12 protein-coding genes are annotated in these 15,916 nt (G+C 44.5%); 5 read left to right on the plus strand and 7 right to left on the minus strand.

Annotated elements, in window-relative coordinates:
• Nucleotides 1-594 precede the first annotated feature (594 nt).
• Nucleotides 595-2,736: a glycine--tRNA ligase subunit beta gene (gene glyS / locus P5674_RS08885; RefSeq protein WP_006619539.1), complete on the plus strand. Its 2,142-nt coding sequence runs from the start codon at nucleotides 595-597 to the stop codon at nucleotides 2,734-2,736.
• A gap of 10 nt (nucleotides 2,737-2,746) precedes the next feature.
• Here glyS and P5674_RS08890 read toward each other — a convergent pair whose 3' ends face one another.
• Nucleotides 2,747-3,031 carry a hypothetical protein gene (locus P5674_RS08890; RefSeq protein ID WP_286171681.1) on the minus strand — a complete coding sequence of 95 codons (285 nt, stop codon included), beginning with the start codon at nucleotides 3,029-3,031 and terminating at the stop codon, nucleotides 2,747-2,749.
• A gap of 223 nt (nucleotides 3,032-3,254) precedes the next feature.
• Between P5674_RS08890 and P5674_RS08895 the strand changes: the two genes are divergently transcribed.
• Together P5674_RS08895 and P5674_RS08900 are read left to right on the plus strand one after the other, a co-directional pair.
• Nucleotides 3,255-5,441, plus strand: coding sequence for a serine/threonine-protein kinase (locus P5674_RS08895; protein ID WP_006619537.1), 2,187 nt, complete (start codon nucleotides 3,255-3,257; stop codon nucleotides 5,439-5,441).
• Nucleotides 5,442-5,723: 282 nt separating this feature from the next.
• On the plus strand, nucleotides 5,724-6,767 hold the full coding sequence (locus P5674_RS08900; protein ID WP_006619536.1) for an aromatic ring-hydroxylating dioxygenase subunit alpha: 1,044 nt from the start codon (nucleotides 5,724-5,726) through the stop codon (nucleotides 6,765-6,767).
• A gap of 12 nt (nucleotides 6,768-6,779) precedes the next feature.
• Here P5674_RS08900 and P5674_RS08905 read toward each other — a convergent pair whose 3' ends face one another.
• From P5674_RS08905 to P5674_RS08920, 4 genes are all read right to left on the minus strand, one after another.
• Complete coding sequence (locus P5674_RS08905) at nucleotides 6,780-8,471, minus strand: DUF3352 domain-containing protein (protein WP_006619535.1); 1,692 nt, start codon at nucleotides 8,469-8,471, stop codon at nucleotides 6,780-6,782.
• A gap of 39 nt (nucleotides 8,472-8,510) precedes the next feature.
• Nucleotides 8,511-8,804 (minus strand): hypothetical protein, encoded by a 294-nt coding sequence (locus tag P5674_RS08910; protein ID WP_006619534.1) that lies wholly within the window; start codon nucleotides 8,802-8,804, stop codon nucleotides 8,511-8,513.
• A gap of 99 nt (nucleotides 8,805-8,903) precedes the next feature.
• A complete protein-coding gene (locus P5674_RS08915; RefSeq protein ID WP_006619533.1) occupies nucleotides 8,904-10,313 on the minus strand; it encodes an LCP family protein in 1,410 nt (469 codons plus the stop codon).
• Nucleotides 10,314-10,608: 295 nt separating this feature from the next.
• Nucleotides 10,609-10,998, minus strand: a complete 390-nt coding sequence (locus P5674_RS08920; protein ID WP_006619532.1) for a hypothetical protein — start codon at nucleotides 10,996-10,998, stop codon at nucleotides 10,609-10,611.
• Nucleotides 10,999-11,173: 175 nt separating this feature from the next.
• On the opposite strand from P5674_RS08920, the gene rpe reads away from it, so the two are divergent.
• Both rpe and P5674_RS08930 read left to right on the plus strand, forming a co-directional pair.
• Nucleotides 11,174-11,875, plus strand: coding sequence for a ribulose-phosphate 3-epimerase (gene rpe, locus P5674_RS08925; RefSeq protein ID WP_006619531.1), 702 nt, complete (start codon nucleotides 11,174-11,176; stop codon nucleotides 11,873-11,875).
• 188 nt (nucleotides 11,876-12,063) lie between these two features.
• Nucleotides 12,064-12,684 carry a hypothetical protein gene (locus tag P5674_RS08930; protein ID WP_006619530.1) on the plus strand — a complete coding sequence of 207 codons (621 nt, stop codon included), beginning with the start codon at nucleotides 12,064-12,066 and terminating at the stop codon, nucleotides 12,682-12,684.
• Nucleotides 12,685-12,707: 23 nt separating this feature from the next.
• Here the strand turns inward: P5674_RS08930 and P5674_RS08935 are convergent, their stop codons facing one another.
• Nucleotides 12,708-14,945, minus strand: coding sequence for a CHASE2 domain-containing protein (locus P5674_RS08935; RefSeq protein WP_006619529.1), 2,238 nt, complete (start codon nucleotides 14,943-14,945; stop codon nucleotides 12,708-12,710).
• 4 nt (nucleotides 14,946-14,949) lie between these two features.
• Nucleotides 14,950-15,711 (minus strand): DUF928 domain-containing protein, encoded by a 762-nt coding sequence (locus P5674_RS08940; protein WP_006619528.1) that lies wholly within the window; start codon nucleotides 15,709-15,711, stop codon nucleotides 14,950-14,952.
• Nucleotides 15,712-15,916: the final 205 nt, after the last annotated feature.

Here is a 15,916-nt window from a genome sequence, read left to right on the forward strand (position 1 = left end):
GAGTTTCTAACAGTAATTGACAAAACCAGATTTGGCGTGATATTTTCAAGATAATCGCCTTTCTGTGTCTATAGCCGGATAACCTACCCAAAACCCCTATGCTGTCGTGAACTTCTGGAATTGACGGGAGTCTGAGACTGAATGCGGCGACACCAATTTAGGGAAAGGTGGGGGGGGGAAAGCGATCGCTCTATACCCCTAACGGAAAAGGTTACAGCCAGACCCGCCTAATTTACCTCCCCCAACTCGCCAGTTAACCCTAACGCCAGGAAGAGTCTTTAAATGTATCGGAAATACTACGAGGAATTGAGTGATTTTTCGAGGGAGTTTCTAACAGTAATTGACAAAACCAGATTTGGCGTGATATTTTCAAGATAATCGCCTTCCTGTGTCTATAGCCGGATAACCTCCCCGAAACCCCTATGCTGTCGTGAACTTCTGGAATTGACGGGAGTTTGAGAGGGAATGCGGCGACACCAATTTAGACCAATTTCGGGAGAGGTGGACGAAGTTAGAACCGAAACGAACCGAAACGAACCGAAACTGTGGTAGGATGTCAAATTGTCCGAACACTGACCACCTGCACTGTCTCCCATGCCTAGCTTTTTACTCGAAGTCGGTACAGAAGAATTACCAGCAACCTTTGTCGAAGGCGCGATCGCCCAGTGGGAGGCGATGATTCCCGCCAGCCTAAAAGAACAATACCTCACCTGCGAGTCGGTGAAAGTGTACGCCACACCGCGAAGACTGGCTGTAGTCATAGCCGGACTGCCCGAACAGCAACCTGATCGCCAAGAAGAAATCAAAGGTCCCCCCGCCACTGCTGCCTTCAAAGAGGGGAAACCGACGAAAGCAGCGGAAGGTTTCGCGAAAAAACAGAATATCAAATTAGAAGACATCGAAATTCGCCCGACCCCCAAAGGGGATTTCGTGTTTGTCCTCAAACACATTCCCGGACGCAAAACCGCCGAAATTGTAACGGAATTAATACGCCAATGGATTAATCGGTTGGAAGGTAAGAGATTTATGCGCTGGGGAGATGGAGATATCCGCTTCCCCCGTCCGATTCGTTGGTTAGTAACCCTACTAGATAAGGAGATATTACCGCTAAGTATCCCCAACGGTTCCGAAACTATTAGTAGCGATCGCCATAGCCAAGGTCATCGAGTTTTACACCCTAACTCAGTCAGTATTGCGGAAGCGACGGAGTATGCGGAAACCCTGGGTAAAGCCTTTGTAGAAGTAGATCCGCAGACGCGAAAAACAGCGATCGCCAACCAGGTAAAAGTAGCAGCGAACAGCGTAGGCGGCGAGGCGGAAATTCCCGAAGATTTGCTGAATGAAGTGGTTAACTTAGTGGAATGGCCGACAGCGGTAGTGGGAACTTTTGACGGGGAATTTTTAGTGCTGCCACCGGAAGTGATTAAAATGGTAATGGTGACACATCAGCGGTATTTCCCAGTCTTAGATACCCAAGGGAATCTGAAACCATATTTTATTACTATTTCTAATGGTGATCCAGCCAAAGCTGCCATTATTGCATCGGGGAATGAACGGGTAATCCGCGCCAGATTAGCAGATGGAGAATTTTTCTATAAAACCGATTTAAAGAAACCCCTAGAAAACTATCTCCCCGACTTGGAAAATGTCACGTTTCAAGAAGATTTGGGTTCAGTTCGCGATAAGGTAAATCGGATTATTGCCAATGCCGATCGCATTGCTAAACAGCTAAAAGTAAGCGAAGGGGAACTCGCCCAGATTAAAAGGGCAGCCTTATTATGCAAAGCTGATTTAGTCTCTCAGATGGTTTATGAATTTCCCGAACTTGAGGGAATCATGGGTGAAAAATATGCTTTAGCTGGCGGGGAATCTGAAGGGGTCGCTAAGGCTATAGTTGAACATTATCTCCCCAAGGGAGCAAGCGATCGCCTGCCGACAAATATCATTAGTCAAGTGGTCGCCCTAGCTGATAAACTCGACACCCTAGTTAGTATTTTTGGCTTGGGAATGCTTCCCACAGGTTCATCAGATCCCTTTGCTCTGAGACGGGCGGCTAATGGAGTTCTGAATATTATCTGGTCGGCTGACTTACCTTTAAATTTGCATGAGTTGCTAAAGGATTTAACGACGGATTTCGTTAATAGTCATCCTAACGCGATGTTAGGTCTGATTCATCATTTAGAAGATTTCTTTTTACAGCGCATTCGGACTTTGTTGCAGGACGAGAAATCTATTGATTATGATTTGGTAAATGCGGTGCTGGGAGATGAAGACATAGAATATAAGGAACGCGCATTACAAGATTTATTAGATGTACGCGATCGCGCTTTGTTTTTACAAGAAATTCGCGGTGATGGTACCTTAGACATCATCTATGAAACTATCAACCGTTCCACCCGTCTGGCTAAACAAGGCGACCTCGACACGGGGGAACTTCAACCCGATACGGTGATTAACCCTTCCCTGTTTGAAAAGTCTTCAGAACAGGCATTGATGGAAGCCCTAGAAAACTTGATACCCAACACTCAAGCAGCACTAGAAACTCGCAATTATCGACAGTTAGTTACAGCCTTAGCAGCAATTGTTCCCACAGTTACCCAATTCTTTGACGGTGAAAATAGTGTTTTGGTGATGGACTCTAACCCGAAAGTACAGCGAAACCGTCTCAACCTACTAGGGTTGTTGCGAAATCATGCCCGTGTACTAGCAGATTTTGGCGCAATTGTCAAGGGGTAAATGATAGATTTTACAATTCTGTGATGATTTCTTTGGGAAAAAATTTGAATCCATTAAGGACAAAAATAACTAACCCAGTCAGAATAACCCAATTAGCCAACAGGAAACTAGAGACAACCGCAACTAAAGCAATGCCTCCTGAGACTAGCTTGATTAATTCTTCTTGGGTGTAAGTATAAACCAAAACGGCAGCAATAGAGATAGCGATCGCAATTAGGGAAGGTAAATATCCAGCGAGGTTAATTTCCATGACCATGAGACTCCAAGTGGTAACTGTTATGGTTGCTATATCCAAGATAGAAGCCTGTGTAATGATCCAATCAAGCGATGCTGCAACTTTCGTAACTGACCTATAGGGAAATTGCCTATAAAAGTTGTCGCATAGTGGCATTGCTGGTTATTGACCGTTATTCCAGGTGACTGTAGCTGTGCTAGTTTCCTGATTGACACAATGACAGTCAACTCCGCTGGTGGGAGAAAGATGTTGGAGAGAGAGACAACGGTCGGTTGTTGTCTGGGTGGGGAGAATTTTTAAAAACTCTGGTGGATATGGAAATCATCTGCGATCGCGAAAATATTGTGCCACCAAAATGGAAAAATTGGGGCACAATAAATATTATGCTGTCACTGAGAATGCGATCGCTATGACCTGCTGCATCAACCCCAACTGTCCGCAACCGATAAACCCCGACAACCTGACATATTGTCAAAGCTGTAATACCCCCCTAGTTTCACTACTGCGGGGACGCTACCGTATTATTAAACCCTTGGGAAAAGGAGGCTTTAGCCGCACCTATCTAGCTGAGGATACGGATAACCTCAACCGTCGGTGTGTAGTCAAACAACTGGTAGCGGACGTAAAAAGTAACTGGGGACTACAAAAGGCAACAGACTTGTTCAAGTTAGAGGCGCAACAATTACAGCAACTAGAAGGAAACCCACAAATTCCGGGAATTTACGGTTATTTTGAAGAAGATAACTGTCTATATCTCATCCAACAATATATAGAAGGAGAAAACCTGGCGCAACTTTTAGAAGAGGGAGGAATCTGGAATCAAGTACAAGTCCGCCAACTGCTAGTCAAATTGCTTCCGGTTTTAGAGTTTATCCATAGTCGCCAGGTAATTCACCGAGATATTAAACCGGAAAATATCATCCATCGTAGCAGGCTTCCTCAACCGATAAGCGATCGCCATAATTTAACCGCTACCCCTAACCACAGCGCACCCACGATCATTCAAGATCAAGTAGTTACCCAAACCACAGAGATCGGTGATTTAGTATTAATTGATTTTGGGGTATCCAAACAACTATCAGAAACGGTGATGGTTAACCCCCTAGGGACCAGAGTAGGTTCAGATGGTTATGCAGCTTTAGAACAAATGCGCGGAGGAGAAGCCTACGCCGCCAGTGACCTGTACAGTTTGGGTGTCACCTGCTTTCATTTACTCACGGGAATTCATCCCTTTGAATTATGGACAGAACAAGGTTATGGCTGGACAAAAAACTGGCGTAATTATCTACCAACTCCTATCAGTCCAGAATTAGGACAAATTCTCGATCGCCTGCTTCAGAAAGACCTAAGCGATCGCTACAGCAACGCCACCGAAGTTTTAGGAGACCTGAATTCTAATAGTCATCCTCTCCCAGTGATGTCCTATCCTTTATTTATGAGATTGTCTCGCCGCCGAAAACCTGCGAAAACGATAGCGATCGCTAGTGCGGCATTATTGTTATTGGGGACGGGTGGAAATATATTATTAAACAATACCCCCCCAGCGGTAATGTCTTGGATAACTCCGGTGGCGGCGTGGAATCAAGCGAGGTTAGGACAAACCTTAACCGGACACACTTCTCAGATATTAACTGTGGCTATTACCCCTGATGGTCAAACTCTCGCCAGCGGTAGTCATGATAATACGGTGAGATTATGGAGTTTACAAACCTTTGAACATCTTTCTACTTTAACGGGACATGGAGGCGCTATCAACTCAATTGCTATCAGTCCTGATGGTCGAGTTATCGCCAGTGGTAGTCGCGACAATACGGTGAAATTGTGGGATCTTCACAGCAAACAAGAAATCGCCACGCTGAAAGGACATGAAAGGGATATTACGACGATCGCTTTTAGTCGAGACGGTAAAACTCTCGCCAGTGGTAGTCGCGATCATACTATTACTTTATGGGATTTAGAGACTAACGAACTCATTGGTACATTAAGAGGACATAATCATGAAGTTCGCGCAGTGGCTTTTAGTCCTAATGGTAGACTCATAGCTAGTGCTTCCCAGGATAATACGGTGAAATTGTGGGATATTGACCGCCGCGAGGAAATCTCGACTTTATTATCCCATGATAAGTCAGTGAATGCGATCGCCTTTAGTCGAGATGGTCAAACTCTCGCCAGTGGAAGTAGTGATCACACTCTGAAATTATGGGATGTTACAACTAAGGAAGTTATCGCTACTTTACACGGACATTCACAAGCCATTAAATCTCTCGCCCTGAGTCATGATGGTCGAATTATCGCCAGTGGTGGTGATGATGATACGGTCCAACTTTGGGACCTCAAAACTAAAGAAGCGATCGCTACCTTGCGAGGACATTCCTCTAAAATTGAAGCGATCGCGTTTTCTCCCAAACGTCCCCTCTTGGTTAGTGGTAGCCATAATCGCAACCTGGAAATTTGGCAAATTCCTGACTAATCTACCAGCTATTTATAGCAGGGATTATCAAGTCATGATTAAACCGAGGATTTTCGGACAGGCTTTGAAAGGGAGATTTTCCATTTATGGTCAACCTGGTTAACCTCAATATCTGGAATAGTCCACGGTGAAAAATTTCAGATTTTCCTAAAAAAACAGTTGACATCAGGTTAATGTCAGGTTACAATAATGAGTGATTGCTAAAATTAATTTTTCCCTTGAGTATTTTAGGATTATCCCTATTGAGCTAGAATTGTAAGCTGGTGAAATAGAGGCGATCGCATGACCCCAAGTTACCGAAATAGCAGGGACATCAGACAATTAGGGATTAACCCCCATTGCTGGTATGTTGTCAGCAGCAGCCAGGAAGTCACCAGTAGCCCAGTAGGGGTAATTTTGTGGAATCAGTCGATTGTGTTATTCAGGGACACCCAGGGGAAAATAAACGCCTTAGAAGACCGATGTCCCCATCGCCAAGTCAAACTAAGTCACGGAAAAGCGATCGGGGATGAGATAGAATGTATCTATCATGGCTGGAGATTCAATGGTGGTGGAGACTGTGCTTATGTACCGTATTTACAGGAGAATCAAAAACCGCCAAAATGCGGAATCAAGACCTATCCAGTGCGAGAATTATATGGATTTATTTGGGTATTTATAGGAGAGGAAAAGCCAGATATTGAACCGCTAGAAATTCCCGAATGGGAACACCTGAACTACATAGCCACAGTAGCGACAATTCACACCCAGGCGCACTATTCTTTTTTAATCGAAAACCTGATGGATATGTACCACGGCCACCTACACCAAAACTGGCAAGCCTGGACGGAGGCGCAATTAGATTATATCACAGAAACCGACAATAAAGTTGATGCTTATTATGAAGCACAAAGCTATTATAAAATAGACAAAATCTGGTCAATAGCGCAACTATTTTTTCCTCCTCTGAGAAAACTGCATCCCGAAAGGCTGACGGTTAGTTATATCTATCCCCATTGGTATTCTACTCTCGGTGAAGACTTCAAAATCTACTGTTTACTCTGTCCAATGAGTGTTACAGAAACTCGTGCCTACTTAATCCATTTTACCTCGCTTAACGCCTTTTGGAGACTGCATAAACTCCCGGTTAAATTTCGTCAATTCATAAAAAACAGCCTATTTGGTTGTGCCCAAAAAATGTTAGATGGTTTAGTGGAAGAGGATGTTAGGATGATAGAAGAGGAACAACAGGCGTATCAAAAGCATCCCCAGCGGCGGGGTTACGAATTAAATAAAGCGATCGCATCTGTTCAGCGAGTGATGAAAAAGCAGGCGATCGCCAATTAATCAACTAGCCCTCTAATTCTCCTGAGCATCAGTAGATACAGCGGCTGATTTTAGATTAACAAATAGGTCATAACGGCTGGTGTGGTTGTCAGTGACAGCCGTAGTCAAACCGATAGATTGAACAGCATTTACCCAGACTTCTTGTTGAGGAGGTAAAGGGGGTAAAGAGAGGTTTTGGCGATTAAATACCTGTTCAACATTAATATAAAAATTCCCATGTTTAGGACTGAGACTAGAGGGGAAAGTTTGTCGGAACAAAGAACTAGAACTAATTGCGGTTTGAGGTTGTGGTATAATCTGATTAGCCACAGCAGCGCCCAAATTCACAAAAGCGACATCTCCATCTAACCAACCGCGAAGCACAGTAAAGCCGCCATAGGGAGAAGTCCACTGAACCACAGGCTGACCATTAAGTTGAGCATCACCAACTTGGAAACTGCGACCCCTGAGAATTTCATCTAATTGTTGTAAAGCTGTGTCTGCTGCATTGCGATCGCTGACCCTAATCATAAAAATCAAACCCGCCATAAACCTTTGAGGGGTGTCAGGATTAGAAATAGCCGGAATTACAGACAGAGAAAACTCGCCATCCATCCAGCTCAGGAAATCTCGCTGCAACTCCATACCAATAGACTCTTGTAAACTAGCAGCCAAAGCCTGTGGATTAAAAGGAGCGATCGGATTAGCATTAGCACCTTGATTATAATCACTCCAGAACTGTTTAAGGTTGCTGCCACCGAGAGTCATAATTGCCGTATCTGGGATACGTCTGAGCATTCCATCAGTAGAATTCCCAACAGTGAGTTTTCTGTCAGTGTTAGGCCGCAACCAGGAAACCCCCTGAAAATTAATGCCATTATCTCTTAAAATAGCAGTAGTAGCAAAGCCCTGGTGTCGTTTCAATTGTTCCAAACTTTCTGGGGGAATAGGCTGCGCCGCAGTCATAGAAGCCAAAGAAGCAGCGACGGGAATATTCAGATAAACCTGAGCAAAAGCCTGGGAATTTCTAATTTGTTGAACTGCTGCCGAATATCCAGGAGTAGCAGCGAGGGAAGTATCACCGCGATAAGTATCGATCGCCCTATCGGTAGCACGAGGGTCATCAGAAACCAACAAAAACTCTCTATCGAGGACTGCAATAGAGTAATTTTGCAATCGTCCTTGAGTTTCAAATATATCAATTCCCCGGTAGTTACGTTCGAGAATTTCTCCTTGATTTAAAGACTTTCGAGCCGTCAGAATTTCTTGAGCCCGGAGAGGATTAGCAATAGGAAGTAATAAGATCCTAGCGGAAGTCATGGGAGACTGACGGGGAGTATCACCGGAGGGGGAAGGCTGACCAGAGACCAGAGCCGGATCTGGCAACCAAGCCATCATCACCTCATTACCAATCCAGGGCTGAATATCCTGCTCAAAATCATAGCCTTGATCAGTAAAAATGCGATCGCGCCACTGAATTAGCAATTGTTCAAAAGCGGCTTGAGACTGTGAAGTGCCATACTGTTGAAGTGTTTGCCATTTTTGAGGCGAAGTAGAAACAGAAACAGCCAACAAGGCATCTTGGGGAACAATATTAGCGCCCAAAGGCACATCCCTAATAGTTCTTCTAGCGGTCAACACGAAATAGGCAGCAACCCCACCACCAATCAAAATAGCGATCGCACCTATAGTTACAAGCAGAGACGGTTTATTTTTTGCAAGCATAACTAGCCCATGGGAAATCGAAAAAACTCAGATGTCAGTTCACAGTAGCACTAAATCAATCAAAGTGTAGAAACCGAGAGCCAACAATAGGATAGCGACCAATTGGGTAAGCAGCAAGCGGTTAGAGGGAAAAATCGCCTCTCGAACTAACATGGCAGTGGAGGACCCCATCACATAACTAAGACACAAGACCAAATAGGGCCACCGTCCAGTTATAGCCCACAGCAGCAATAGTGGCATCCCCAGCAGTAGCATCAGAACCTCAATAAATTGAGGCGGATTATATTGGGTTAAATAAACCAGATTCTGCCACCAAACTTGCCAAAGTCTCATCAGGTTATCCCGCTGTCAAATTCATCTAGTTTCCAGGATAGTCCCTGAACAGACCAGGAAGCAAGGGAACCCTGACCCCCAATTGGATACTATGATATTTTAGCGTCCTGACAGTCGCCGCCGAGAGCCGCCGAAATCATCCTCGATTTGCAATTGTGGCTGAGTTTCCTCTTGAAATTGAGATTCGTATTTCTCCAGCCAATCGAGTCCTACCTGAATGGTAATATCCGACTGTAGATGACCTGTACTTTCCACCACAACTTCCCCAAATCCCAAGGCTTCCTGAATAGCTTGTGCGCTTCTGACATCGCCATCTTGAGCAATAACACGGGTAACATCAAGTGGTTGATTCCAGGGTCTTGTTAGTCTCAGATTCCAATATCCTTTACGATTGAGGGAAGACATGAAATCATCAACCGCATAGGAATCATCAGTGCTGTCTTGAATGGCAATTCTCAAATCCCTCGGATCAATATTATCAAAACTCCAGCGGTTATGACCAAAATCAAAATGTTTTGTCACCATCGCATCAAGGCGACTATAATCTGGTAGCCAATAACTAGCTCTATACTCTTTCGGATCACTAAACTGTCCAGGAACCATCAGCATTTGTACATCATCAGGATTTACCTGAGCGGCAAAATTGACCAAAGCCACCAATTCTTCTAAAGTCAAATTTGTATCAATATGAGATTGAATAATCGAAACCAACCTAGGTATGCGGGATATCGTACCCACATCTAAAACTTGGTTAATAAAAGAGCGGATCAGCATTTGCTGTCGTTGTACCCGACCAATATCACCTAAATTGTCATATCGGAACCGCAAAAACTGCAAAGCACCATCACCATCAAGATGTTGTTCACCCTCTTTCAGATTAATATAAAGATGTTGGCTATCATCTTGATACTTCATATCTTTAGGAACATAAACGGTGACTCCTCCCAAGGCATCAATCAGCTTTTCAACGCCTAAGACATTAACGCGAACGTAGCGATCTATGCCGACACCGCCCATCAATTCACTCACCGACTTAGCGCTAAGTGCGGGACCACCGTAGTAGTTAGCATCATTAATTTTAGTCATCCCCCGTCCCTTGACAAAAGTACGGGTATCCCTAGGAATAGAAAGAACTTTTAACTTATTAGTATTAGGGTCAAAACGCAACAGAAGCATGGTATCAGAAAGACCCTTAAAGGAGTCTACTACCGCATGATATCCCAGGTCTTCTTCTGGCGGTTCATCTAAATCTGAGGTTAAAACTTTAATACCCAAAACTAGAATATTGACAGGACGAGTTAATTCTGGTAGACGCATATTTACCCGCGCCATTTCACCCTTAGAAAAAACCGCCTGCTGTTCAGGTGTTAACTTTTCCTGCATCAGGGGAGTTGAAGACAAGGAAACAGCCAGCAAGGCTCCAGCAGTTGCCGAAATCATAGCCACTCCGGTTAAACCCATACCAATGCCAAGCCATTTGGCGGGGCTAGACCTGATGAACTTTTTCATAACAGGTCGAGACGGTTGAGATCTAAGTGGTTTTTGCCGTTTGATTGGATGATTTGACACAGGCTTCCTCACACACCAATTTTAATATACAAAGAGTTTACAGACACTTCCGAGAAATTGTGATATCAATTGACAATTGGTCAATTATAATGCTCGATCGCCCTTGTTAGCAATGGTTAGCATAGGCCAAGGGGGAGTAATCATATCCGCCAGAATAATCCATTCTTTCAGCATCAGCCAGCCATAACAGGATATACAACTCACCCAAATCTACTGTAGTTTAATATTCAGCAACTCAGGAGTTAGGGGGATTATCCCCCAGATAACGACGCATAACCTTTTCGGAGAAGGGACTGATTGCAGGCAACCACAGGGGTTTATCTTTCCATAGACGCACCATTAAGCCAAAGTTAACTAAAAAGTAAGTTGTGGTCAGAACACTGCTAGTTAACAACACAGGTAGTTCCGGGATTTCCGCAAGACTAGCACCACCGCGCAAAAGCAAATTGCCAGCCAACCAGCTAAATGCTAAAGTCACGACTAAGCGACAGGTAGCGCGTTCTTGGGGTGTACCCTGATGGCGATACAAAGTCCATAGGGCCGGGAAAAAGCCCAACACGGGAATTAAATACACAAACTGTTGGATAGATATTCTATCGCTGGGTTGGTCCCGATGATGCCGCATAAGATATCCTCATCTCCAGGCTGATAGGTTGGATCGCTGGGGTCGGTATGGGAAGATACTCCCTAGGGAATTGACCAACGGGGGTAGTAGAAGCACTTTTTTGGTTGTCCCTTGGGGTCAGCAAATTCTGATACACTGGATAAAAAGACCAGATGTTGGAGGAAACACAATCGCTATGAGTCAATCCCAAAAATCAGTTGTTATCGCCCCATCTATATTATCAGCAGATTTCAGTCGTCTTGGAGAAGAAATTCGCGCTGTTGATGAAGCGGGCGCTGATTGGATTCATGTTGATGTTATGGATGGTCGCTTTGTCCCTAATATTACCATCGGTCCTCTGATTGTTGATGCTATTCGGCCCGTTACTAAAAAGCCTCTGGATGTTCACTTGATGATTGTGGAACCAGAGAAGTATGTTGAAGATTTTGCTAAGGCTGGGGCTGATATTATCTCGGTTCACGCTGAACATAATGCTTCCCCTCACCTCCACCGGACTCTCAACCTGATTAGGGAATGTGGCAAACAGTCCGGTGTGGTATTAAATCCTTCTACTCCGCTGGAGTTGATTGAGTATGTTTTGGATGTGTGCGATCTGGTGTTGATTATGAGTGTCAACCCCGGCTTCGGAGGTCAGAAGTTTATCCCGACTGTGGTTCCTAAAATTCGCCAACTGCGCCAAATGTGCGATGAGCGGGGTCTTGACCCTTGGATTGAAGTTGATGGCGGCTTGAAGGTTGATAATGCCTGGCAGGTGTTGGAAGCTGGGGCTAATGCTATTGTGGCAGGTTCGGCGGTGTTTAATGCTGATAATTATTCGCAGGCGATCGCCGGTATTCGTAATAGTAAGCGCCCTAGTCCTGAATTAGCGACGGTCTAAACTGCTGGCCTTACTGAACTCAGGGGGGGGGCGTAATGTTAGATAATCCTACTAGAGACTAAGTAAAATCGCTCCCCCCAATCCCCACATAGTGAGTTATTATGGGTGAGCCTTCCTGTTGAGCTACTAAATGTGGACATCGAGTTAGGATTGGCATGGCTTCAGAATCTAGGTTATCTAAGTAAAGTATGGTTGAAACACTAATCACATCAGGCATCATCAATCCTCGCCAATGGCCTTTAGCGCGTGTTTGGTTGGAGGTGGCTACTTATCTGGGAGTCCCACCTCGCCAAATCGATCGCTTAGAGTTCTGGGCACATCAAATTTGGGTTAAACTCATAGGTATGAGGGCGACATTAGTTAGTTTCCGGGTTCTGCCTCTGTGGGTGGAACAAGGACTTGCAGCTATTAAGCAAACAAGCGATCGCGATCGCCTAGATCTGCTAGGGGAAATATTTAGCACTGAAATCTCGCGCTACTCCAAACGCTATAATGCCCAAGACATAGAAAACTGGCGATCGGCTTGGGCGGAACAATCCCAGAAACTCAAACAACAAGAACTTATCAAAATTCAGGAAGAAGAAAATCTTAAACCCCTTCGGGAACACCAGCAGGCTTGTCAACAATGGCTCGAAGGTTGGCGGGTGATTCTGAAACACTGCCAAAGTCTGGAATCTCTCGATAATTTAGTCCCGGAAATCGAACGACAAATGCAGGAGTTTTCCGACTTGGAGGAAGCGGCTACAGCCATGGAAATTTGGAGCGATCGCCGTCAGGAAGTAGCCCAAATTACTGGCGGAATTACTTAATTTTGCCTATACCTGAATCTGATTTAGCCTTTAATAATCTGGTAAATATCATTAAGTTTCGCTTCAATTACAGGAGGTTTGGAGGTGAAACGAATATAAAATTTACCCGGTTCGGCTGGTTTTTCTAAGACCTTGGCATAGATATCCTCCCGCAGTTCCGAGTCCGATGATTTCAGATTCAGTTTGATGTTAGTCAACACCAGCGGTAAAGAGTCTGTACCATCTTCTGCACCGATTAAAGCACTGCGATCGGAGAGTTCTAATAACCGCCCAGAAAATAGGTTTTCGCCAACGTGCTTACCTTCTAAGACCGTATATTGTAATGATATGGGCTGAGACAAAGAATAAAATATTTCGGTTTCTTTGGGTAAAAATAGGTTATATTTCCCAGCAATTCCAGAGACTTCATAGATAGCTATGGGATTTTTAACCCCCTTGGGTTGTACCAATTTCTTATCATCAATTTTAACTAAATTAGGATTAGTACAATTGAGGGTTTCTTCAGAAATAATAATTTGTCCGCCTGTGGTGTAAGACTCAATTCTGTAGGTGAGATTAACATGACTTCCTACAACTCCGTATTTAGTGCGTTTTTCCGAACCCAAATTACCAACGACCACTTCTCCGGTATTAATGCCAATTCCCATTTCTAAAGCGGGTAATTCCCACTTCTCCATTTGTTCATTTACCTGAGCCATAGCCAACTGCATGGCTACGGCACAAGCCACCGCCCTTTCTGGGTCATCTTCGCGCAGGGTAGGCGCACCAAATAACACTAAAATACCATCCCCCATAAATTCATCAATTGTCCCTTGATAATGGGTAATGACATCAGCCATATAGGATAAATAGAAATTCAGCACTTGCACAACTTCTTCAGGGGGTAAGCGTTCAGAAAGCGCGGTAAACCCCCGTAAATCCGAGGTTAAAATGGTGATTTTACGACGTTCGCCACCCATTTTTAATCCCTCTGGGTGTTCCAGCAAATTAGCAACTATTTCATCACTGAGATATCTACCAAAAGTTTTACGGATATCGGATGCTGAACGAGCAATATAAGCAGTAATTACCACTACTGAACCGACCAAAGCCAGGGATGAAGGTACAACAGGTAACCACCAACTGCCTAAAAATACGATAAAGGTAAAGCCTAATAAAATACCCCCAGCCATCACCAAAATCACAACTCTTTTAAATAGGAATTGTCCAACTCTAGTGGGGTCGCGTAATCGCCAAGTTAGGGTCGCCCCCAGACCAGACCAAAACAGAATCCATAGCCATTCGATAACTTCTGGTAAAGTTCTAATCAGAGGTCGATTTTCCAGGGCGGCGCTGATGATGTTACTAACAATATTAGCATGGATTTCTACGCCGGTCATGCGTTGATCTGGGGCTAGGGTGTAGGGGGTAGAAAATAAATCTTTCATGCTTTCGCCCACCGAACCGATTAAAATAATGCGATCGCTTCCCCAGTCTGAGGCTACCCGGTTTTCAAAAATATCTCGCATGGAGACAATTTCAAAATGCTGGCTAGGTCCTCGGTAGTTAAGTAAAACTTGATAGCCACCATCATCGGCGCGCACATAACCGCCATCATTCCCCTCAAAGGGAACAAACACCACATCACCAAATTTCCACCAATTATCTGTACCTTCTACAATCTCAACTGAAAAGTCCGGTTCTTCATTTAAATATCTCAGGGCTAAATGAACGGCAAAACTATGGACAGTTTCCCCATTTTCTCTGGGGAAATATAGCAAAGCGCGACGCACCCTATTATCCTGATCAACAATCAGGTCATTAGCCCCAACTTGTCCCTTAGCAGCCAAGGCGGGAGGGGGTCCCACCCGACTAAAAAAGTGATCACCTATGACTTTTTCAATACCAATTAGATTATCTGTAGTTTCAAAAAGCCGCACCAATTGGGAATGCCCAGGTTCAAAGGGTAAATCTCGATAAATATCTAATCCGATTACCCTAGGATTCATGGCATTTAGTCGTTGGATTAACTCAAAATACACCCCATCTGGTACATAACCTTGACCAATAAATTTAAGGTCATCCTCATCAATACCAACGATGACAATGCGACTATCACGGCTTTCCGGGGGTCGCCAGCGCATATACTGGTCATAGGCAGCCAATTCCAAGGTTTGCAAAATACCAGTTAGCCGTAATAAAATCACGGCGAGGGCGACAGAGGGGGTCGTCACCAGGACAACCCGCCAATTCCAGAATCGTTCTCTAATGGTTTTGAGCATTTAGTTACGATGCTTCGATTTCCGAACCCACAGTTTCCTCAATTTCTGGAATACAACAGGGGGCGATGGGTTTAGAGGCGATATCTTTTAATCCTACGGACTCCATCAACTGTTGCCAAATTTCGGGATGAGTTTCTCGCAGTCCTAACACAATCAGGAGAGTCTCCGGCCACATCTGTTGTTCTGCATACAGTACCGCCTTATCAATGGGGTCAGTTTCGGCGGCAATTCTAGCTTTGTGTTCCTCGTCTAATTCTATCCGTTCAATAGCTCCTGTGATGGACTCGTCTAAATCCCTTTGATTAGGATCGCAAAATAGGGAAAATTGCCAGGTGTAGGTTTCTCCCACTCTCAAGGAAACGGTTTCCGGTAGGCTAATTTTCATAATAGCCCCTTGTGCGGGTGTGGCGAAACTTTCCACATAGACATCCCGACCTTGGCTATCTAGCACCAAAAATTCAGCCTTTTGGGCTTTGGTTTTGGGAACGTACAGGAAAAAGCTGGGATTGGGGGAAGCGGTCTTTAAGACCTCGTAACCAATGGGTAATAGGGGGGTGATAAAATCACTGTTGTTGTCACAAGTGCCATCGACAATGGTGCTGGCATTCCCTCGGGTTCCTCCTCCAGCGGTTGACTGAGGTGGCTGGCGACTTGGACCTTGTGGAAATTCTAGGGCTGTGGTGATGGAAAGGGGAGTGGCGATCGCTAATATAGTAGATGCGATCGTAGTTAACAGTGTCCGCCCGCGCCAAAATTTGATTTTCATGTAAAATTCTATACCTCCATAATCCGTTGAGCCAATTTACAGACAACTGATGCACTCAACTGATGACCCTAGTTTAATCTTTTCAATTCAAGTTGGTAAAAACAGCACTCATCTATTTTAGAGACTCATAGCATAATCAGCACGTTCCCGAACTTTGTAGTAAAATACCCTAACATTATATGCCCAAAACTAAAACCTACGCCCG

It is taken from the genome of Limnospira sp. PMC 289.06 (assembly GCF_032350395.1).
GTDB classification, from domain to species: domain Bacteria; phylum Cyanobacteriota; class Cyanobacteriia; order Cyanobacteriales; family Microcoleaceae; genus Limnospira; species Limnospira platensis.

What these genes read in the sequence shown, in the direction of transcription:
- P5674_RS08905 (WP_006619535.1), bottom strand. Translation starts at nt 8,471, where the DNA reads ATGCTTGCAAAAAATAAACCGTCTCTGCTTGTAACTATAGGTGCGATC.
- P5674_RS08935 (WP_006619529.1), bottom strand. Translation starts at nt 14,945, where the DNA reads ATGCTCAAAACCATTAGAGAACGATTCTGGAATTGGCGGGTTGTCCTG.
- P5674_RS08900 (WP_006619536.1), top strand. Translation starts at nt 5,724, where the DNA reads ATGACCCCAAGTTACCGAAATAGCAGGGACATCAGACAATTAGGGATT.
- P5674_RS08915 (WP_006619533.1), bottom strand. Translation starts at nt 10,313, where the DNA reads ATGAAAAAGTTCATCAGGTCTAGCCCCGCCAAATGGCTTGGCATTGGT.
- glyS (WP_006619539.1), top strand. Translation starts at nt 595, where the DNA reads ATGCCTAGCTTTTTACTCGAAGTCGGTACAGAAGAATTACCAGCAACC.
- P5674_RS08910 (WP_006619534.1), bottom strand. Translation starts at nt 8,804, where the DNA reads ATGAGACTTTGGCAAGTTTGGTGGCAGAATCTGGTTTATTTAACCCAA.
- P5674_RS08920 (WP_006619532.1), bottom strand. Translation starts at nt 10,998, where the DNA reads ATGCGGCATCATCGGGACCAACCCAGCGATAGAATATCTATCCAACAG.
- P5674_RS08930 (WP_006619530.1), top strand. Translation starts at nt 12,064, where the DNA reads ATGGTTGAAACACTAATCACATCAGGCATCATCAATCCTCGCCAATGG.
- rpe (WP_006619531.1), top strand. Translation starts at nt 11,174, where the DNA reads ATGAGTCAATCCCAAAAATCAGTTGTTATCGCCCCATCTATATTATCA.
- P5674_RS08940 (WP_006619528.1), bottom strand. Translation starts at nt 15,711, where the DNA reads ATGAAAATCAAATTTTGGCGCGGGCGGACACTGTTAACTACGATCGCA.